Annotated in this window: 21 protein-coding genes; all 21 read left to right on the forward strand. The window is 30.8% G+C overall.

Going from position 1 to position 19,801, the window contains the following annotated elements:
* Positions 1–18 precede the first annotated feature (18 nt).
* The 21 genes from BUB89_RS13705 to BUB89_RS13805 are packed head-to-tail and all read left to right on the forward strand — an operon-like array spanning position 19 to position 19,797.
* A complete protein-coding gene (locus tag BUB89_RS13705) occupies positions 19–1,086 on the forward strand; it encodes a Wzz/FepE/Etk N-terminal domain-containing protein (protein ID WP_073245978.1) in 1,068 nt (355 codons plus the stop codon).
* Between the two features lie 52 nt (positions 1,087–1,138).
* Complete coding sequence (locus BUB89_RS13710) at positions 1,139–2,326, forward strand: UDP-N-acetylglucosamine 4,6-dehydratase (protein WP_073245980.1); 1,188 nt, start codon at positions 1,139–1,141, stop codon at positions 2,324–2,326.
* A gap of 2 nt (positions 2,327–2,328) precedes the next feature.
* Positions 2,329–3,471, forward strand: a complete 1,143-nt coding sequence (locus BUB89_RS13715) for a LegC family aminotransferase (RefSeq protein WP_073245982.1) — start codon at positions 2,329–2,331, stop codon at positions 3,469–3,471.
* Positions 3,461–4,084, forward strand: a complete 624-nt coding sequence (locus tag BUB89_RS13720; RefSeq protein WP_073245984.1) for an acetyltransferase — start codon at positions 3,461–3,463, stop codon at positions 4,082–4,084. The genes BUB89_RS13715 and BUB89_RS13720 overlap by 11 nt, the downstream gene beginning before the upstream one ends.
* Before the next feature lie 2 nt (positions 4,085–4,086).
* Complete coding sequence (neuB, locus tag BUB89_RS13725) at positions 4,087–5,106, forward strand: N-acetylneuraminate synthase (RefSeq protein WP_073245985.1); 1,020 nt, start codon at positions 4,087–4,089, stop codon at positions 5,104–5,106.
* Positions 5,106–6,209 (forward strand): UDP-N-acetylglucosamine 2-epimerase, encoded by a 1,104-nt coding sequence (gene neuC, locus BUB89_RS13730; RefSeq protein WP_073245987.1) that lies wholly within the window; start codon positions 5,106–5,108, stop codon positions 6,207–6,209. Before neuB ends, neuC begins: the two co-directional genes overlap by 1 nt.
* Positions 6,206–7,252: a nucleotidyltransferase family protein gene (locus BUB89_RS13735; protein WP_073245989.1), complete on the forward strand. Its 1,047-nt coding sequence runs from the start codon at positions 6,206–6,208 to the stop codon at positions 7,250–7,252. The genes neuC and BUB89_RS13735 overlap by 4 nt, the downstream gene beginning before the upstream one ends.
* 1 nt (position 7,253) lies before the next feature.
* Positions 7,254–7,976 (forward strand): acylneuraminate cytidylyltransferase family protein, encoded by a 723-nt coding sequence (locus BUB89_RS13740; protein ID WP_073245991.1) that lies wholly within the window; start codon positions 7,254–7,256, stop codon positions 7,974–7,976.
* A complete protein-coding gene (locus tag BUB89_RS13745; protein ID WP_073245993.1) occupies positions 7,973–8,896 on the forward strand; it encodes a Gfo/Idh/MocA family protein in 924 nt (307 codons plus the stop codon). Before BUB89_RS13740 ends, BUB89_RS13745 begins: the two co-directional genes overlap by 4 nt.
* Complete coding sequence (locus BUB89_RS13750; protein ID WP_073245995.1) at positions 8,889–9,632, forward strand: oxidoreductase; 744 nt, start codon at positions 8,889–8,891, stop codon at positions 9,630–9,632. Before BUB89_RS13745 ends, BUB89_RS13750 begins: the two co-directional genes overlap by 8 nt.
* A gap of 34 nt (positions 9,633–9,666) precedes the next feature.
* Positions 9,667–10,812: an N-acetyl sugar amidotransferase gene (locus BUB89_RS13755; protein ID WP_073245997.1), complete on the forward strand. Its 1,146-nt coding sequence runs from the start codon at positions 9,667–9,669 to the stop codon at positions 10,810–10,812.
* Entirely contained in the window at positions 10,809–11,420 is a 612-nt protein-coding gene (gene hisH, locus BUB89_RS13760) for an imidazole glycerol phosphate synthase subunit HisH (RefSeq protein ID WP_073245999.1), read from the forward strand. Before BUB89_RS13755 ends, hisH begins: the two co-directional genes overlap by 4 nt.
* Complete coding sequence (locus BUB89_RS13765; RefSeq protein ID WP_073246001.1) at positions 11,420–12,199, forward strand: HisA/HisF-related TIM barrel protein; 780 nt, start codon at positions 11,420–11,422, stop codon at positions 12,197–12,199. The genes hisH and BUB89_RS13765 overlap by 1 nt, the downstream gene beginning before the upstream one ends.
* Complete coding sequence (locus BUB89_RS18350) at positions 12,186–12,740, forward strand: acyltransferase (RefSeq protein WP_073246003.1); 555 nt, start codon at positions 12,186–12,188, stop codon at positions 12,738–12,740. The genes BUB89_RS13765 and BUB89_RS18350 overlap by 14 nt, the downstream gene beginning before the upstream one ends.
* Before the next feature lie 6 nt (positions 12,741–12,746).
* Positions 12,747–14,294, forward strand: a complete 1,548-nt coding sequence (locus BUB89_RS13775; protein ID WP_083552798.1) for a lipopolysaccharide biosynthesis protein — start codon at positions 12,747–12,749, stop codon at positions 14,292–14,294.
* Entirely contained in the window at positions 14,284–15,453 is a 1,170-nt protein-coding gene (locus BUB89_RS13780; RefSeq protein WP_141384564.1) for a hypothetical protein, read from the forward strand. The genes BUB89_RS13775 and BUB89_RS13780 overlap by 11 nt, the downstream gene beginning before the upstream one ends.
* Positions 15,450–16,145 (forward strand): CatB-related O-acetyltransferase, encoded by a 696-nt coding sequence (locus tag BUB89_RS13785; protein ID WP_083552801.1) that lies wholly within the window; start codon positions 15,450–15,452, stop codon positions 16,143–16,145. The genes BUB89_RS13780 and BUB89_RS13785 overlap by 4 nt, the downstream gene beginning before the upstream one ends.
* Positions 16,126–16,701 (forward strand): acyltransferase, encoded by a 576-nt coding sequence (locus BUB89_RS13790; RefSeq protein WP_073246007.1) that lies wholly within the window; start codon positions 16,126–16,128, stop codon positions 16,699–16,701. The genes BUB89_RS13785 and BUB89_RS13790 overlap by 20 nt, the downstream gene beginning before the upstream one ends.
* A complete protein-coding gene (locus BUB89_RS13795) occupies positions 16,686–17,834 on the forward strand; it encodes an NAD-dependent epimerase/dehydratase family protein (RefSeq protein ID WP_073246009.1) in 1,149 nt (382 codons plus the stop codon). Before BUB89_RS13790 ends, BUB89_RS13795 begins: the two co-directional genes overlap by 16 nt.
* Positions 17,827–18,789 (forward strand): glycosyltransferase, encoded by a 963-nt coding sequence (locus tag BUB89_RS13800; protein ID WP_073246010.1) that lies wholly within the window; start codon positions 17,827–17,829, stop codon positions 18,787–18,789. Before BUB89_RS13795 ends, BUB89_RS13800 begins: the two co-directional genes overlap by 8 nt.
* Before the next feature lie 33 nt (positions 18,790–18,822).
* Complete coding sequence (locus tag BUB89_RS13805; protein WP_073246012.1) at positions 18,823–19,797, forward strand: UDP-glucuronic acid decarboxylase family protein; 975 nt, start codon at positions 18,823–18,825, stop codon at positions 19,795–19,797.
* The last annotated feature ends 4 nt before the right edge of the window (positions 19,798–19,801 follow it).

Here is a 19,801-nt window from a genome sequence, read left to right on the forward strand (position 1 = left end):
GAGAATAGAATATAGAGGATGGAAAATATGAATGAAAAATATCCAAACGACGAAATATCTCTTAAAGAATTAATAGAAAAGGGAAAAGAATGGTATCAATACCTGCTTTCGAAATGGAAAGTGATTGTATTGGCTGGCATTATAGGTGCTGCTTTGGGTCTTACTTATTCATTTATTAAAAAACCTATTTATACCGCTACTTTATCTTTTGCATTAGAAGATGAAAAATCCGGTGGAGGTATTGGTAGTTTGGCCAGTTCCTTTGGGCTGGATTTAGGAGGCAGTGGCGGTGGTGCTTTTTCAGCATCTAATTTGATTGAGTTGTTCAAATCCCGATCAATGGTGGAGAAAACCTTACTAAGTCCTGTAGTAGTAGATGGAAAGACTATTTCATTAGCAGAGATGTATATTCAAAATAATGAATGGCGTAAATCGTGGAAGAAAAATACAAATCTTGCAAAATTAGATTTTTTGCCTAATGCCAATCGACAAAAATTCACTCGGGTTCAGGATAGTATAATGGGGACAATGTATTCTATTTTATCTAAGTCCTCTTTGTCCGTAGCTCAAAAAGATAAAAAAATCTCTATTATCAGTATTGATGTTTCCTCTCAAAATGAATTGTTTTCAAAATATTTTTGTGAAGCTCTGGTAGATGAAGTATCTGATTTTTATGTGGAGACCAAAAGCAAAAAGGCCAGAGAAAACATGCTGATTTTAGAAAGACAAACCGATTCTGTCCGTAGGGAATTAAATGGAGCCATTACAGGCGTAGCGGTGGCTAATGATAATACTTTTAATTTGAATCCGGCTTTGAATGTACGTCGTGCTCCATCGGCAAGAAGACAGGTTGACGTACAGGCTAATACAGCTATTTTATCTGAATTGGTTAAGCAAACAGAACTGGCTAAAGTAAGTCTTCGTAAAGAAACGCCTTTAATTCAGGTGATTGATCGGCCTATTTTACCCTTGGCTAAAGAAAGATTTGGTAAGGCTAAAGGAATAGTTTTAGGTGGGTTTTTGGCTGGGTTTTTAACAGTACTGGGATTAATAGTAAAACGGTTTTTGAAAGAGTTATCGTTGTGATATAGCTATCAACTATATTTTGTGAAATTATTAATATTTTTAGAATTATAAAATGAATATTCTTAAACTAATTGGACGAGATGCAGAAATATTTGAAAATGATATTGCTGTTTATGAAATGGAATTAATTACTATTATCCAATCGTCAAGTTTTCTTGTAATAGGTGGCGCCGGATCTATAGGTCAGGCTGTTACTAAAGAATTATTCAAAAGAAATCCTAAAAAGTTACATGTTGTTGATATTAGTGAAAACAATATGGTAGAATTAGTAAGAGATTTAAGAAGTTCATATGGCTATATTGATGGTGATTTTCAAACTTTCGCATTAGATATTGGTTCTGTGGAATATGATGCATTTATTAATGCTGATGGTCAATTTGATTATGTTTTAAATTTATCCGCATTAAAACATGTTAGAAGTGAGAAAGATCCGTTCACTTTGATGCGAATGATTGATGTGAATGTTTTTAATACCGAAAAGACACTGCAACAATCTATAGACAAGAGAACAAAGAAATATTTTTGTGTTTCAACTGATAAAGCAGCTAATCCTGTAAATATGATGGGAGCTTCTAAGCGAATCATGGAAATGTATTTGATGCGAAAAAGTTTAGATATCAAAATTTCCACGGCTCGTTTTGCTAATGTAGCTTTTTCTGATGGTTCTTTGTTGCATGGTTTTAATCAAAGGATTTTGAAAAAACAACCTATAGTAGCACCAAATGATATTAAAAGATATTTTGTTACACCTAAAGAATCAGGTGAGCTTTGTTTAATGTCCTGTATTTTTGGAGAGAACAGAGATGTTTTCTTTCCGAAGTTAAGCGAAAATTTACATTTGATTTCTTTTGCTGATATAGCGGTTAAATATTTAAATGAAATTGGTTACGAGCCCTATTTGTGCAAAACTGAAGCTGAAGCAAGAGATAATGTTGAAGAGTTAATAAAGCAAAAAAAATGGCCTTGTTTATTTACAGAAAGCGATACTACAGGAGAAAAAGATTTTGAAGAATTTTTTACCGATAGCGAAATTTTAGATATGCAACGTTTTGAGAATTTTGGTGTTATTAAAAATGAGGCTAACTTTGATGAAATTAAATTAGAAGAATTTACTGTTAAAATTAATAAAATGAAAGCTGATAAAAAGTGGGTAAAAGAAGAAATTGTAGATATGTTTCATACTATGATTCCTAATTTTGGACATAAGGAAACAGGCAAATATTTAGATTCAAAAATGTAATTATGAGTGCTATTAATTCAGCTATATCTTTTATAAAGCAGCAATATAAAACTGAAAATTTTATACCATTGCATGTTCCGCATTTTGGAGGTAATGAGAAAAAATATTTATTAGAAACCATAGATTCCACTTTTGTCTCCTCTGTTGGTGCTTTTGTAGACCAATTTGAGGTAACAATGCAAAATATCACCCAGACACAAAAAGCTGTCGCGGTAGTAAATGGCACTGCTTCAATTCAGGTTGCTTTGCGCTTAATTGGAGTTAAGGCTGGTGATGAGGTATTAACCCAAGCGCTAACTTTTGTAGCTACAGCAAATGCTATTGCTTATCAAAATGCAACTCCTGTATTTTTAGATGTTGATCTCGATACAATGGGATTATCGCCAAAAGCCGTTTCGGTTTTTTTGGAAGAATTTGGAGAATTACGTGAAGATGGTTGTTACAATAAAAAAACACAAAAAAAGATAAGTGCTTGCTTACCTATGCATACTTTTGGATTTCCTGTTCATCTGGACGAATTAATTGCTGTTTGTAACGCATGGAAAATTCCAGTTCTAGAAGATGCCGCTGAGTCTTTAGGAAGCGAGTACAAAGGAAAACCAACAGGAAGTTTTGGTAAGTTAGGAGCTTTTTCATTCAATGGAAACAAGATTGTTACATGCGGAGGAGGAGGAGCTATTGTTACGAATGACTTTAAGCTAGGAGAGAAAGGAAAGTATTTAACTACTACTGCAAAAATTCCACATCCCTATGAATATGTACATGATGAGATGGGGTATAATTTTAGAATGCCAAATTTGAATGCTGCTCTAGCTTGTGCACAATTAGAACAACTAAATGTTTTTCTTGAAAATAAAAGAAAATTGGCAAAAGAATATGAATCTTTTTTTGATACTAACGGTATAAAATTTAGAACTGAAACCCCGGATACTAAAGCTAATTATTGGTTGATGTGTGTAGAATTAGAAAATAAAGCTGAGCGGGATTTATTTTTAAAATCTACAAATGAAAATGGAGTAATGACACGACCAATATGGCAATTAATGTTTCGCTTACCAATGTATTCTCATTGTCAAAAAGATGGACAAAAGAATGCAATGTTTTTAGAGGAAAGAATAGTTAATATACCAAGCAGTGTCAGATAAAGAAATAATTCTTGTAGGCTATTCTGGGCATGCATATGTGGTTGCCGATACTATTTTGGATAGTGGGTATAGTATTGCGGGATATTCAGATAGGCAAAAAGCAAATTTAGATCCTTATAACTTAATATATTTAGGATTCGAAAAAGAAACAGATTTTATCGGATGGTTCAGTGAAATCCCTTTTGCACTTGGGATTGGAGACAATAAAATAAGACAAAGTGTTGCAAATTTAATTGAAGAGAATGGAAAAATAGTTGAAACTATTATAGATAAGACAGCTGTTATTTCTAAAAATGTTTTAATTGGATCGGGTACTTTTATTAATAAAAATGTAATTATTAATGCTCTTGTCAAAGTTGGTAAAAATGTAATTTTGAATAGCGGTTGTATCATTGAACATGAATGTATTTTACAAGATGCTGTTCATATTGCACCGGGAGCAGTTTTAGCTGGAAATGTTACGATTGGGGAAAGAAGTTTTGTTGGAGCAAATGCTGTAATAAAACAAGGAGTCACTATAGGCAAAGATGTTGTTATAGGTGCAGGATCTGTTATTATAGCGAATGTCCCTGATGGAAAGAAAGTTGTTGGTAATCCAGGGAGAATAATATAACTATGAATAGAGTAATAATAATAGCGGAAGCTGGAGTAAACCATAATGGTGATATTAATATAGCTAAGCAATTAATTGATGCGGCAGTTGATGCAGGTGTTGACTATGTGAAATTTCAAACGTTTAAGGCAGATAGTTTAGTTAGTAAGTCTGCTAAAAAAGCAGATTATCAAACGGCTAACATAGGTGATAATGATGATTCTCAATATAATATGCTTAAAAATTTAGAATTAAGCCATGAGAATCATTTAGAATTAATGTCATACTGTGAGAAAAAAAAAATTAATTTTTTTTCAACAGCATTTGACGTAGAGGGTGTAAAATATTTAAATGATTTAGGATTGTCGTTTTTTAAAATTCCAAGTGGAGAAATAACAAACTATCCCTATTTAAGAGAAATTGCTTTATTTGGAAAGCCAGTTATCATGTCTACTGGCATGTGTTCTGAAATTGAAGTAAAAAATGCTTTAGAGGTTTTAATTAAATTTGGATTAAAAAAAGAGCAAATTTCAATTTTGCATTGCAATACGGAATATCCAACTCCAATGAAAGATGTTAATCTGAAAGCGATGTTAAATATAAAAGATATTTTCGATGTAGAAATTGGATACTCAGATCATACATTGGGAATAGAGGTTCCTATTGCTGCGGTAGCTTTGGGAGCTAAAATAATAGAAAAACATTTTACTTTAGACAGGTCTTTGCCTGGTCCTGATCATTTGGCATCACTAGAACCTGAAGAGTTAAAAGCGATGGTTAAAGCCATTAGGAATATAGAATCTGCAATTAGTGGGAGTGGAGTTAAAATTCCAAGTGAAAGTGAAACTAAAAATATTTTAATTGCAAGGAAAAGTATTCATCTTAATAAAAACTTGCCTAAAGGATCAGTTTTAACTGAGAACGATATTATTTCATTGAGACCCGGAAATGGAGTTTCTCCGATGGAGTGGGAAAATATTATTGGTAAAGCTCTTCTGGTTGATAAAAATGAATTTGATACACTTTTAGCATCCGATATTTAATGAAATTAGGCGTTTTAACAAGTTCAAGAGCAGACTACGGAATATATCTTCCTTTGCTTCAAAAAATTAAAAAAGATAGTTTTTTTAAATTGGAGATTATTGCATTTGGTACACATATGTCCCGAAGTCATGGTTATACCTTTAGTGATATTGAAAAAGAAGGATATAATTGTATTCATAAAATTTCTTCTTTAATTTCAAATGACGACGAAGAATCCATCAGTTCTTCCTATGGTTTAACAGTTTTGAAATTTGCTGATTTTTGGTCAAAAAACACTTATGATTTAGTTTTTTGTTTGGGTGATCGTTTTGAAATGAGTGCTGCTGTACAGTCAGGAATTCCTTTTGGGATAAAATTTGCGCACATACACGGAGGAGAAACTACATTGGGGGCAATAGACAATGTGTACCGTCATCAGATTACATTAGCTTCAAAGTTGCATTTTACAGCTACGGATATTTTTAAGAACAAAGTAGTTGATTTAATCGGTTCATCAGAGGGTGTTTTTGACGTTGGTTCTTTGAGTTTAAATGATATTAAATCTTTTACTCCAATAAAAAGAGAGGTCTTCTTTGAAAAATTTAATATACCTAATGAAGAATTCGCTCTAGTGACTTTTCATCCAGAGACGATGTCGGTGCATGAGAATGGTCAATATGCACTAGAGATGAAAAATGCATTGATGACAATTTCAGAAAAGATATTTGTAATTATTACTATGCCCAATGCCGATACACAGGGATCTGTTTATAGAGAAGCCATAGAAAAATTGAAAAATGAAAAATCAAACCATTTTTTGTTAATTGAAAATTTTGGAAAGCTTAATTATTTCTCCGCGATGCATTATGCTAAAATTTTGATTGGGAATACTTCCAGCGGAATTTTGGAAGCTGCATCTTTTTGTAAATATGTTGTTAATGTGGGGGACAGGCAAAAAGGTAGGGTGCAAAGTAAAAATGTTATAAATTGTGAATTTGAAGAAAAAGCAATTGTTTCTTCTGTTAAAAAAGCAATTGAATTTAAAGCGTATACTGGAGAGAACATTTATTTTAAATTGGATGCAGCAGATAATATAATTAAAATTATTAAACAATTCACATGAGAATTTATAAAGACCACTTAATTCTTTCAGGAAGTAAAATAAAGCAGGCTTTACTTCAGTTCAATGAACTGTCACAAGATGCGATACTTTTTGTTGTTGATAATGAAGATAAATTAATAGGAGCATTAACAGATGGAGATGTTAGAAGAGGTTTGCTAAAAGGATTTACAATAGAATGTAATGTTGATGAGATTATTCAAGATAATCCAAGATATATTGTCAAAGGTGAAAATAATCTTGAAAAAGTTATAGAATATCGCGAAGGTGATTTTAGAATTGTACCAGTTGTTGATGAAAATCGCAAAGTTTTAAATGTTATAAATTTTAGGAAAATCCGGTCATATTTACCAATTGATGCTGTTATTATGGCTGGAGGAAGAGGACAAAGACTGCAACCATTAACGGATACAGTTCCAAAACCCCTTTTAAAAGTTGGAGATAAACCAATAATGGAACATAATCTTGATCGATTAGCTTTATTTGGAATTGATGATTTTTGGGTGTCTGTAAAATATCTTGGCGAACAAATTGAACAACATTTTGGAAAAGGTGAAAACAAAAATGTAAAAATTGAATATGTTTGGGAAAATGAACCTTTAGGGACTATTGGAGCTGTTTCACAAATTAAGAATTTTGAACATGATTATATTCTTGTTACTAATTCTGATTTGTTGACTAATATAGATTATGAACAATTTTTTCTTGAATTTATAAGACAAGATGCTGATTTAGCTGTTTTAACAATTCCATATCAGGTTAATATTCCATACGCAGTTTTAGAAACAAATAAAGGTGAAGTAAAAAGTTTTAAAGAAAAGCCAACATATACTTATTACTCAAATGGCGGGATATATCTGATTAAAAAGCCAATGTTAAATTTCATTCCAAAAGAAGCATTTTTTAATGCAACTGATTTGATGGAAGAATTAATTAGCAAAAATCTAAAAGTTATTTCATTTCCTTTTTCTGGTTATTGGTTAGATGTTGGTAAACATGAGGATTTTGAAAAAGCTCACATAGATATTCATAACATAAAATTTTAAAATGAAAATATTAATAACTATTTGTGCCAGAGGAGGGTCTAAAGGGATACCAGGTAAAAATATAAAAGATATAAATGGTAAGTCATTGATAGGATATTCGATTGATCTAACAAAAAAAATAAAAGAGAAATTTGATATAAAAGTAGCTTTATCAACAGATGATCAAGCTATAAAACAAAAAGCTGAGTTTTTTGGTTTAAATACTAATTATATTCGGCCAGATTATTTAGCGACAGATACTGCAGGGAAAATAGATACTATAAAAGATTTGTTGCTTTATGAAGAATCGATAGCTGGTGATAAGTATGATTTTATTTTAGATCTTGATGTTACTTCACCTTTACGAACTCTCGAAGACATTGAAAACTCTTTAAGTCTTATTCTTGAAAATCCTGAAGCCTTAAATTTATTTTCTGTAAACCCAGCTGCTAGAAGTCCGTATTTTAACATGGTTGAGAGAAACGGTGAAGGTTTTTATTCATTAGTAAAAACCAATCCTGACGGAAGTGTTATGACTCGTCAATCTGCACCAAAAGTCTACGATTTAAACGCATCATTTTATTGGTACAGGAGATCTTTTTTTGATAGAAATATAAAAAGTGCAATTACAGACAGATCTTTAATTTATGAAATGAATCATATATGTTTTGACTTAGATCATCCTGTTGATTTTCTATTTATGGAATATCTTCTTCAAAACAATAAACTTGATTTTAAAATATGAACATACTGATCATAGGACTAGGTTCAATTGCTAGAAAACATATCTATGCTTTACAAAGTTTAAGTTTAGATATTAATATATACGCATTAAGATCAAATATAAATTCAGAAATCGAAAAAAAAATTGAAAATATTTATAATCTTGATAATTTAGAAATTTCTTTTGATTTTGCTATAATCTCAAATCCCACTCATTTGCATTTTGAGTTTATTGAAAAATTAGCAAAACTAAATATTCCTTTATTTATTGAAAAACCTGCAGTGCATAATTTAAAAGATATTGGTGAATTAATTAAGTTAATTGAGAGTAAACGACTTATTACTTATGTTGCTTGTAATTTAAGATTTCATCCTTGTATTGGATATTTAAAAAATAAATTAAGTGATGAGTATTTAAAAATTAATGAAGTAAATGTTTATTGTGGCTCATATTTACCAGATTGGAGGCCTAACGTAGATTTTAGAAAAGTATACAGCGCAAATGCATCGATGGGCGGTGGTGTACATTTAGATTTATTCCATGAATTAGACTATGTTAATTGGTTGTTTGGGACACCAAATCAAACTAATTCTACTTTAAGAAATGTTTCAAGTTTGCAGATTAATGCCATTGATTATGCTAACTATATATTAGAGTATAGTACATTTACAGCGAACATTGTTCTAAATTATTATAGAAAGAAAGCAAAAAGAGTAATTGAAGTAGTTTTTGATAATGAGATTCTAGAAGTTGATTTAATTAACAGTAAAATTGTTGATAATAATGATGAAATTATTTTTGAGACTCCAAATTTTGACATAAGAAATACATACAATTATCAGCTAGATTATTTTATAAATTGTTTAAAAGAAAATATAGCACCAATGAATTCTCTTAGAGAATCTGTTGAAATATTAAAAATTGTATTGAAAGATGAATAATAGATTAAAAAATAAGATAATTGTTATAACAGGAGGAAATGGTCTTTTAGGTAAAGCAATTATTAGCAGATTAATTTCTGAAGGTGCCTTTTGTATTAATTTTGAAATTAATCACGATACAAACGAAGATTTGTCAAATGTTTATTGTGATATAACTGATACTGAATCAATCGATACTGCATTAGAAATAGTCTTAAAGAAATATAAAAAAATTGATGGGCTTGTAAACAATGCTTATCCTAGGACAAAAGACTGGGGAAATAAATTTGAAGATATTGTTTTTGAATCTTGGAAGCAAAATGTTGATTGGCAACTGAATAGTTATTTTTATTTAACACAGAAAGTTGCTTCAAAAATGGCTAGTCAAAAAACGGGAAGTATCATTAATATGTCCTCTATTTATGGAGTTGTTGGGCCCGACTTCGGTGTTTATGAAGGAACTACGATGACTATGCCGGCAGCTTATTCAGCTATAAAGGGAGCATTGGTGAATTTTACAAGATATGTGGCATCTTACTTTGGACCACAGCAAGTTAGGGTAAATGCTGTTTCTCCGGGTGGAATTTTTGATAATCAAAACGAAATTTTTGTCAATAATTATTGTAAGAAAGTACCAATGAGAAGATTGGGAACCCCTGAAGATATTGCTCCTACAGTTGCTTTTTTACTATCTGATGATTCACAATATATCACAGGGCAGAACTTAATTGTCGATGGAGGCTGGACAGCCATTTAATATAAATTAAAGTATATAAAAAATAAATAGTGTAATGAGCGAAAAGAAAATAACTTGGTGTAAGAATTGTTTAAATATGTCTACTAGACCTAGAATTTCGTTTGATGATAGGGGATGGTGTAATGCTTGTCAGTGGATGGAAGAAAAAAAACAAATAGATTGGTCACAAAGACAAAAACAACTGGATGAATTAATTATTAAATATAAGTCTACAAACGGAAATTTTGATTGTATTGTACCTGTAAGTGGTGGTAAAGACGGTTCATATGTTGCATATATGTTAAAGCATAAATATGGTATGAATCCTCTGGCGGTTACAGTGCGTCCTGCTTTATCGTTACCAATTGGAGATCAAAATCTTTTTAATTTTATCCAATCAGGATATGATCATATTCATATTTCTCCCAATCCAGTTGTGTTAGACAGACTTAATAAGTACGGTTTTATCGAAAAAGGATTTCCTTATTATGGATGGTTAATTGCTATTATGACTGCTTGTATAAAAACTGCGGCTAATTTTAAGATACCATTAATGTTTTATGGTGAAGATGGTGAAGTTGAGTATGGTGGTTCTACAGAGAGTAAAAATAATCCCCTTTATGATATCGAATATATGAAAAAGATATATTTAGAAGGAGGACATCAAATAGTTTTTGATAGAATTAGAGCAGATGGTGATATTTCTGAAGCTGATTTAGCTTTTTTTAAATTTCCTACTGATGAAGAAGTTTCAAAAATTGGACTTTCTTTTACACATTGGTCTTATTTTGAAGCTTGGGATTCTTATAGAAATTATGTTGTAGCAAAAGAACATTGTGGATTAATTGAAAAAGAAGAAGGAAGTGTAGATACTTTTACTAACTTTTCACAAAATGATCAGGCATTATATACTTTACATGCTTATTTGATGTATTTAAAATTTGGATTTGGGCGTGCAACTCAAGATGCTGGTATAGAAATCAGAAGAGGATCAATGACAAGAGATCAGGCATTGAATTTAGTAAAAATGTATGATAATGCTTATCCTCATGATTTAATAGATGTATTTTTAGATTATTATAAAATGACTAAAGAAGAATTTGATGCGGTTTTAGATAAATATGCAAACAAAGATTTATTTGAGAAAATAGATGGAATTTGGTCACCTAAATTTACACCAGGAGAAGATTTTACGATATGAAAATTGTGATAGCCGATTACGGCATGGGAAATATAAAATCCATTATCAGTGCCTTGAACTATCTAGGTGCTGATAATATTGTAGTCTCTGCAGATTATGAAACGCTTAAAATTGCTGACAAAATAATTCTTCCAGGCGTTGGATCATTTAGAAAAGCAATGATTCAAATTAGGGAGAATAATCTCGATAAATATCTCGAAGAACTAGCAGTAGAAAATAATAAACCTTTAATTGGAATTTGTCTGGGAATGCAGCTTTTAGGAACTTCAAGTACAGAGGATGGTTTTACAGAGGGACTTGGATTTGTGAATGCACATTGTATAAAGTTTGATAATACCGATTTAAAAGTTCCTCATGTAGGATTTAATCAATTGAAAACAGATTCCGAATCAAAACTGTATGCTGGATTACCAAATGAATCGGACTTTTATTTTACCCACAGCTACAAAATGGTTAGTGAGAACGAAATAAACCAATCTTACTGTCATTATGGTTCTGACTTTATTGCAAGTTTTGAATACAATAATATTGTGGGTGTACAATTTCATCCTGAACTTAGCCAAAAAAATGGCTTAAGATTGTTGAAAAATTTTATTGAAAAATTCTAATGTTAAGAAAAAGAATAATATTCGCATTAATTTATAGTGATGGTTTTTTTATGCAAAGCCGTAACTTTAGATTGCAGAAAGTAGGTAACTTAAATTGGCTTGAGAAAAATTACAAATTTCAAAATATTGCCTTTTCCTTAGATGAATTAGTGGTCTTAAATGCAACTCGTCAAAACAAATCAATTACAGGTTTTGCAAAAACTATCGAAAACTTGGTAAACGATGTTTTTATTCCAATTGCAGCTGGTGGAGGGATTAGATCAGTGGAAGATGCAGAATTACTTTTTAAGAGTGGGGCTGATAAGATTGTTTTGAATACAGCCTTACATACAAATCCAGAATTAGTAGAAGCATTGGTGAAAAAATATGGATCACAAAGTATTGTAGCTTCAATTGATTATAAGAAAAACGATGGAAATTTTGAAGTATATATTAATGACGGAGGCACTAAGATAGATCTTAATTTAGAAGATTACCTAAACTATTTGGAGAGACTTGAAGTAGGAGAAATTTATTTAAATTCTATTGAACAAGATGGTACCGGATTTGGATACGATTTTGACACAATTGAAAAGTTCGAATCAAAAATTAAAATACCTCTTATAATTGCTGGAGGTGCTGGTAATGAATCTCATTTTATGGATGGATTAAAATATAAAAATGTTAGTGCTGTTGCTACTGCAAATTTATTTAATTTCATTGGAGATGGTCTCCCAAAAGCAAGATTAAAATTAATTGAATCTGGTGAAAATTTAGCAAATTGGAATGTTAATAATTGATGTAATAAAAAAAATAAAGTATAATATTGGAGCTGATAGAATTGGTCCTGATCATCCTTTTACTCATTGGAGATTATACTATAAAAAACAAATGCTGTCTCTTTGCAAAAAGAAATTCAAGTATTTTTCCGATACTGCTGATTTTAGAGCAGGTGCTTATGCTGTCGGGTGCTCTAAAATAAAAATTGGAAATAGGGTTGTAATTAGACCTGGGGTTATGTTATTTGGAGAATCTGAGAGTTTAGACACATCAATTATAATTGAAGATAACGTTATGATGGGATGTGGAGTACACATATACATAAATAATCACAAGTTTGATCAAATTAATGTTCCTCTTATCGATCAGGGATATTATCCAGATGAAGCCGTAATTCTAAAAAACGGCTGTTGGATTGGAGCTAATTCAATCTTATTACCCGGTGTTACGATAGGAAAAAACTCTGTTGTTGGTGCGGGATCAATAGTTACTAATTCTATACCTGATGGAGTTGTGGCTGTAGGTAGTCCTGCAAGAATAATTAAAAAAATTGCTAAATAAAAGTAAATGCAAAAATCATTTTCAAAAAATTATTTAAAAATTTACTTTTACCAAATTTTATCCATTGTTTTAGGTTTCGCATCTTTATTTGTTGTGGTTCCTTTTCTAAGCAGTGATAAGGCAACATACGGAATTTACACTGTCTGTATCTCAATTTCAATTTTTTTATCTTATGCTGATCTTGGTTTTTTAGGTGCAGGGATGAAATATGCAGCAGAAAGTTTTTCACGGGGGGATATAGACGAAGAAATAGAAGTAGTAGGATTTTCACATTTTGTTTTATTGGTGTTCTTAATCTTACTTTCATCTGTTTTTTTATATTTAAGCTTTAATCCTCAGTTACTTATTAAGGACATAAAAATAGAAAGTCAGATCAGTATTGCCCGTAACTTACTTTTAATATTAGCATTATTTTCACCGACCATAATTTTACAGCGAATGATGCAAATGATATTTGGAATCAGATTACAAGATTTCATTTTGCAGAAAATAAATATTGTTGGGAATATACTTAAAATTATTTCAGTATTTTATTTTTTTGGTTTGGAGCAGTATGATATAGTAGGTTATTTTCTGTTTGTTCAAATTGTAAATTTAGCATGTTCTTTATTTGCAATTTTTAGCGCGCATAAGAATTTTGGATATGATTTTAAAAAATTGATAAGAAAATTTAAATTTAATAATGTAATGTTTCTTAAAACGAAGCACTTAGCATTTTCAAGTTTATTTGTAACTTTTTCATGGATTTTATATTATGAATTGGATTCTTTTGCAATAGGTAAATTATTAGGCGCAAAAGAAGTTGCTATTTATGCGATTGGTTTAACAATCCTAAGTTTTTTCAGATCACTTTTAGGTGTTTTTTTCTCCCCATTTTCTGCGCGATTTAATCACTTTATAGGAAGTGAGAAAACAAATGAATTAAAGTATTTTTATCTTCATGTAATCTCAATTTCCTTTCCGATAGTAGTATTTCCAATAATTGCGATCATAATTTTTGCAAGACCATTTGTAATTTCATGGGTAGGTTTAGAGTATGTCGAATCAATAAAAATTGTTCAATTACTTATTGCCTGTAATATTCTTGCTTTTCTTAGTTATCCAGCCGGGATGCTTATGATTGCAAATGAAAGATTAAAAGAAATGTATATTGTAAGTGCATTAATGCCAATAATTTATTGGGTAGGAATCTATTTTACACTAGATTTTTTTGGAGTAAAGTCTTTTGCCTTTTTTAAATTCTTAGCATTCTTTTTTAGCGGCTTAGTATATCTTTGGTATTCCATATCATTTTTAAAAATTTCCTTAATTAATTTTTTCGTAAAGCAAATTATACCATTTATACCCTCAATTTTATTTCTTTGTATTGCCTTATTTATTTTTGATGATTATTATGTTACTGATAAGAATAAATTGAACATGATGCTTAATTGCGGAATAATTGCTACAGTACTTTTAATTTCCTTTGGAATTAGTATTCTGACGGTTAAAACCCTACGAGATTATTTTACTAAAACACTGAAAATGCTTAAACCTATAAAAAATGAGATTTGATAAAATAATTTATATTCGATATATGCCTCTTACTAAGAAAATATATACCGATTTTTATATGGAAGAAGTACAAAATGCCGGCTTGGAAGTGGAATATTGGGATTTAACACAGATGTTTTTTAAGAGCAATTTTGCAATGGAAGATGCATCTAATCTAGTAAAAACAAAAGTATTTAAGTCATATGGAGAACTGGAAAAAGCGATAAAAGATGAACCAGCTTTAGCCAAGGTCCTTTTTATATCAATAATGACGTTTGAAGGAAGGATAAAAAAATTATATCAGCTTTTTACGAAATATAATTGTAAGTTAGCAGTTTTTGGACGCAATATGTTTCCTTTAGCGCCGTCTAAATCTTTTTTTCAGAAATTAAATAAGATAAGTCCTTCCGCAGTTTTGAATAGATTAAAACTAAAAAAACTTCAGAAATTAGTGAATAATGGAAAAATAAAAAAGTACGATATTGTATTTTTAGGTGGTTCTTTGGGCTGGCAAGGTATTGGGGCTATTGACTTGAATTATCTTAAAGACGCAGAACAAATAAAAGTCAATAGCGATGATTATGACAATTATTTATTGTTAAAAAATCAAGAAAGTAATAACTCTGATAATTATATTCTTTTTTTAGATGAATATTTACCATTACATCCAGATACCGTTTTATTTAATATAAAAAATGTTAAAGCTGAAAATTATTATCCTGAGCTAAACGATTATTTTGATCGTGTTGAGAAACAATTTAATCTTCCTGTTGTAATTGCTGCTCATCCTAAGGCCATGTGTTATAAAACAGAAGATTTTTTTAATGGTAGAAAAGTTGTATTTAATCAAACAGTTCAATTAACAAAAGAGTCTACTTTTGTTATTGCCCATGATAGTACCTCAATAAATTATCCTATTGCGTTTGGTAAAAAAATTCATTTTATTACTTCTAAAAATATATTGAAGGGTATTGAAATGGTACATAGAAATGTATTGCATTTTGCAGACTATTTAGGTTGTAATTATCAGTTCATTGATGATAACAATGCAATTAATTTAATAGATCAAATTTCCGTTAAAAAATACGAAAACTATAAATACAGTTTTCAGACTTCAAAAGAAACTGAAAATAAAACAACAAGAGAAATATTTATTGATTTTTTGACGAAAGATTTATGATATTAGTTGTTTTTATTAAAGGACTTATTATTGATTTTGTATCGAAGTTTTACAAAAGAATTAGGCTTGCTGACCTAAGATTAAAAAATACTTCTTGTAGGTTTTCTTCCTCTTCAGAAATTTTAGAGAGTAATTTTGGAAAATCAGTAGTCATTTTTGATAATAACAATATTTATAATTCAAAGGTAGATTCATATTCTTATATACAAATGGGGAGCCGAATCTTTAATTGTGAAATTGGAAAATTTTGTTCAATTGCAAGTAATGTTTCCATTGCTCCAGGTATTCATGATCTTAATAACGTTACAACACATCCTGTTCTAGTTCAAAAATCGGCACCTCTACCTAAAGTATTTGGTAAAAAAGATAACATAGTCACCTATAAAAAAGTTTTTATTCAAAATGATGTATGGATTGGAGAAAAAGCAATAATTCTTGATGGTGTGAAAATTGGAAATGGAGCGGTTGTGGCATCAGGCGCAGTTGTTATCAAAGATGTAGATCCTTATTCCATCGTTGGAGGCGTACCGGCAAAGCATATAAAATATCGGTTTGATCAGGAAACCATAGACCTTTTACAAAAAAGTGAATGGTGGAACTTTTCTGACGAATGGTTTGAGAAAAATGCAGATTTGATGTTGGATATTGACGGTTTCAAAGAATATTTAAAGAATGACAAACAGAATATTTAATTATCTATACAGAAAGACATTTTATATTTTTAACAGTAAAAAGTATAAGTTCTTATCTTCCTCTGCCGTTGTTCAAAAGCTATTGAGGGTAGAGGGAAGGGAAAATATTTCTATTCAGAAAAATGTAATTATCCAAAAGATGACCTGGATAGCAGCACTGCCATTAACAAATGAATCAAATTGCAATTTGATAATTGGGGAGGGAACTATCATAGGACATTTAAATCATATATATGCGACGGGAGAAATTATTATAGGTAAAAATGTACTGACTGCTGATAAAGTGTATATTTCTGATAATCTTCATAAATATGAGGATGTAAATATTCCTGTTATGCATCAGGGTATTAGGCAATTGTCGAAAGTAAAGATAGGTGATGGATCATGGATTGGTGAAAATGTTTGCGTGATGGGAGCAAGCATTGGGAGAAATTGCATCATAGGAGCAAATTCGGTAGTTACCAAAGATATACCAGATTATTGTGTAGCTGTAGGTTCGCCAGCAAGAATTATAAAAAAATATAATATAACATTACAAAAATGGGAAAAAGTATAAATAAAGTTTTAATTACGGGAGGTGCAGGTTTTATAGGTTCAAATGTTGCCAGAGTTTTATTAAATGATGGATATGAAATTACTATTTTAGATAATTTTCTGCCTCAAATTCATGGAGACAAGAATGAATTGACTGATGACCTTAAAGATAAAGTAAGACTAATTGTCGGAGATGTATCTGATAAAAAACTACTTTATAAAGCTTTAGAAGGACAAGATGCAGTTATTCATTATGCTGCAGAAACGGGGACTGGGCAATCAATGTACGCTGTTTCACACTACACTAATGTTAATATTCAAGCGACGGCGGATTTATGTGATTATATTATAAATGAACCTCATAATTTACAGTCTGTAATTGTAGCTTCATCCCGATCTATATATGGAGAAGGAAAATATACTTCACCTGATTATGGGACTGTTTATCCTAATTCGAGAACATTCCAAAATGTAAAAGAAAGTTTTGAAGTTCGTTGTCCGATCTCCGGTAAAAATAACTTAAAGTTAGAATCAACCGACGAATCTTCTAAAATTCATCCATCTTCTTTTTATGGAATTACAAAACAGGTTCAGGAGCAGATGATAATTTTGGCGGCAAAATTAAAAAATATTAACGGTTATGCTTTGAGATATCAAAATGTTTATGGACCAGGGCAGTCATTAAAAAATCCATATACCGGAATCTTATCAATTTTTACTCGTTTAGCTTTGCAAAATGAAGAAATTAACATTTTTGAAGATGGTTTGGAAAGCAGAGATTTTGTTCACATTCAAGATGTTGTTAGCGCAACTATCAGTTGTTTAAAATTAGAAGAAAAGGGACAACACATTTTAAATGTTGGAAGTGGTGTACCAGTAAGTGTTATTGAAGTTGCAAATGAAATAGTAACTTACTTAAAAAGTAAATCTAAAATAAAAATATCAGGAGCTTTTAGAGAAGGAGATATCAGACATAATTTTGCCGATTTAAAATTAATCAATGAGATTACGGGTTTTGAACCAAAATGGAATTTTAAAGAAGGATTGCATAGCTTTATAGATTGGGCATTAGATCAAAATGATATTCCAAAAGATACAGCCGATTATAAAAAATCGTTGGGAGAACTTAAAGAAAAAGGATTGTTAAATGGATAAATCAAATAAGGCTTTGGTAAGCATTGTCTTTACCAGCTATAATCATAAAGAATATTTAAGACAAGCATTAGACAGCTTGGTTGGTCAAACTTATCCAAATCTGGAAATCATAATTATAGACGATTGTTCTACCGATGGAAGTCAAGAAATTTTAAAAGAGTATAGCCACTATCCGAACATAAACCTAAAACTCCAAACTGAAAATTCTGGAAGTTATGTAAAAGCAAGTAATTATGGAGCTTCTTTTGCAAATGGTGAATATATTTTATTCGCACAATGTGATGACTTTGCAGAATCCAATCAGATTGAGGTTCTAATGGAGCAATTTGAAAAGAACCCCTCTGCAGGTGTAGTTTTTTCAACAAGTAAACTTGTAGATGAAAAAGGGATTGCTTTCTCAGACGATTTTATTGGAAGGGAGAAAAGTTTTAAAAATGCTGTAAGTAAAAAGAGCTTGATCTCAGGAAAAGAAATGAAAGAATTTCTGTCCTTTTCATGTGTTATCCCTAATTTAAGTGCAGCTTTAATAAAACGCGAATTATTTACAAAAGTAAATGGATTATCTGATCGCTATTTAGTTGTAGCAGATTGGGAATTCTGGTTAGATATGACTGAGCTGACAGATTTCGTTTATGTATCAATGCCACTAAATTATTTTAGGCAACATGCTACTACAATTAGAAGTAGTATCAAGATGAAAACACAGATTATAGAAATGTTCAAAATGTTTTATAATCACATTTCAAAAAATAATTTAACACCTTCTCAAGTGCAGAAACTTAAAATAGGAGCTGGAGCGGTGTGGTTTTCATATTACCTGGAAAATAAAAAAACATGGAGAGAATGTTTTTCTCTAGTACGTAATGAAATAAATGCGACAGAAAGGAACAATCTTTATTATTTGTTTCTTGGCGTAAAAAAGCATGTAATCGTGTACCTGAATAAAAGGAGATAAAAATTAAATAAACTAATAGAATTATAAAAATTAATGAGTAAAAGAGTTTTAATTACAGGTGCAGCGGGTTTTTTGGGGTCACACTTATGTGATCGTTTTATTGCAGAAGGATATAGAGTAGTTGGAATGGATAATCTGATTACAGGAGATTTGAAAAATATAGAACACTTATTTCCATTAGAAAATTTTGAGTTTTACAATCATGATGTGTCTAATTTTGTACATGTAAGTGGTAAACTGGATTATATCCTTCACTTCGCATCACCAGCAAGCCCAATTGATTACTTAAAAATTCCAATTCAAACTTTAAAGGTAGGATCGTTAGGAACTCATAATTTATTAGGATTAGCTAAAGAAAAAAAAGCAAGATTTTTGATTGCATCAACTTCAGAGGTTTATGGAGATCCGACTGTACATCCGCAAACTGAAGATTATTGGGGGAATGTAAATCCAGTTGGGCCAAGAAGTGTTTATGATGAAGCGAAAAGATTTCAAGAAGCAATAACAATGGCTTATCATACATTTCATGGAATAGAAACAAGGATTGTAAGAATATTCAACACTTATGGTCCGAGAATGAGACTTAATGATGGTAGAGTATTGCCTGCATTTATTGGACAAGCGTTACGAGGTGAAGATTTAACTATTTTTGGGGACGGCTCGCAAACACGTGCGTTTTGTTACGTAGACGATTTAGTTGAGGGGATTTATAGACTCCTTTTGTCAGATTGTGTTGATCCTGTAAATATTGGAAATCCTGATGAAATTACAATTCGTGACTTTGCAGAAGAAATTATAAAGTTAACAGGAACTTCTCAAAAAATTATTTATCATCCATTACCACAGGATGATCCAAAACAAAGACAGCCAGATATAAGTAAAGCACGAAAACTTCTAGACTGGAGTCCAAAAATTTCTCGCCAGGATGGATTAAAAATTACCTACGGATACTTTAAAAATTTTACGAAAGAGGAGTTAGAAGCTACAAAAAACAATAAAGAGTTTTGAAAAA

Origin of the sequence: Flavobacterium flevense, from assembly GCF_900142775.1 — a bacterium.
In the GTDB taxonomy this organism is placed as follows: Bacteria; Bacteroidota; Bacteroidia; order Flavobacteriales; family Flavobacteriaceae; genus Flavobacterium; species Flavobacterium flevense.

What these genes read in the sequence shown, in the direction of transcription:
- BUB89_RS13705 (WP_073245978.1), top strand. Translation starts at nt 19, where the DNA reads ATGGAAAATATGAATGAAAAATATCCAAACGACGAAATATCTCTTAAA.
- BUB89_RS13710 (WP_073245980.1), top strand. Translation starts at nt 1,139, where the DNA reads ATGAATATTCTTAAACTAATTGGACGAGATGCAGAAATATTTGAAAAT.
- BUB89_RS13715 (WP_073245982.1), top strand. Translation starts at nt 2,329, where the DNA reads ATGAGTGCTATTAATTCAGCTATATCTTTTATAAAGCAGCAATATAAA.
- neuB (WP_073245985.1), top strand. Translation starts at nt 4,087, where the DNA reads ATGAATAGAGTAATAATAATAGCGGAAGCTGGAGTAAACCATAATGGT.
- neuC (WP_073245987.1), top strand. Translation starts at nt 5,106, where the DNA reads ATGAAATTAGGCGTTTTAACAAGTTCAAGAGCAGACTACGGAATATAT.
- BUB89_RS13735 (WP_073245989.1), top strand. Translation starts at nt 6,206, where the DNA reads ATGAGAATTTATAAAGACCACTTAATTCTTTCAGGAAGTAAAATAAAG.
- BUB89_RS13740 (WP_073245991.1), top strand. Translation starts at nt 7,254, where the DNA reads ATGAAAATATTAATAACTATTTGTGCCAGAGGAGGGTCTAAAGGGATA.
- BUB89_RS13745 (WP_073245993.1), top strand. Translation starts at nt 7,973, where the DNA reads ATGAACATACTGATCATAGGACTAGGTTCAATTGCTAGAAAACATATC.
- BUB89_RS13750 (WP_073245995.1), top strand. Translation starts at nt 8,889, where the DNA reads ATGAATAATAGATTAAAAAATAAGATAATTGTTATAACAGGAGGAAAT.
- BUB89_RS13755 (WP_073245997.1), top strand. Translation starts at nt 9,667, where the DNA reads ATGAGCGAAAAGAAAATAACTTGGTGTAAGAATTGTTTAAATATGTCT.
- hisH (WP_073245999.1), top strand. Translation starts at nt 10,809, where the DNA reads ATGAAAATTGTGATAGCCGATTACGGCATGGGAAATATAAAATCCATT.
- BUB89_RS13765 (WP_073246001.1), top strand. Translation starts at nt 11,420, where the DNA reads ATGTTAAGAAAAAGAATAATATTCGCATTAATTTATAGTGATGGTTTT.
- BUB89_RS18350 (WP_073246003.1), top strand. Translation starts at nt 12,186, where the DNA reads ATGTTAATAATTGATGTAATAAAAAAAATAAAGTATAATATTGGAGCT.
- BUB89_RS13775 (WP_083552798.1), top strand. Translation starts at nt 12,747, where the DNA reads ATGCAAAAATCATTTTCAAAAAATTATTTAAAAATTTACTTTTACCAA.
- BUB89_RS13780 (WP_141384564.1), top strand. Translation starts at nt 14,284, where the DNA reads ATGAGATTTGATAAAATAATTTATATTCGATATATGCCTCTTACTAAG.
- BUB89_RS13785 (WP_083552801.1), top strand. Translation starts at nt 15,450, where the DNA reads ATGATATTAGTTGTTTTTATTAAAGGACTTATTATTGATTTTGTATCG.
- BUB89_RS13790 (WP_073246007.1), top strand. Translation starts at nt 16,126, where the DNA reads ATGACAAACAGAATATTTAATTATCTATACAGAAAGACATTTTATATT.
- BUB89_RS13795 (WP_073246009.1), top strand. Translation starts at nt 16,686, where the DNA reads ATGGGAAAAAGTATAAATAAAGTTTTAATTACGGGAGGTGCAGGTTTT.
- BUB89_RS13800 (WP_073246010.1), top strand. Translation starts at nt 17,827, where the DNA reads ATGGATAAATCAAATAAGGCTTTGGTAAGCATTGTCTTTACCAGCTAT.
- BUB89_RS13805 (WP_073246012.1), top strand. Translation starts at nt 18,823, where the DNA reads ATGAGTAAAAGAGTTTTAATTACAGGTGCAGCGGGTTTTTTGGGGTCA.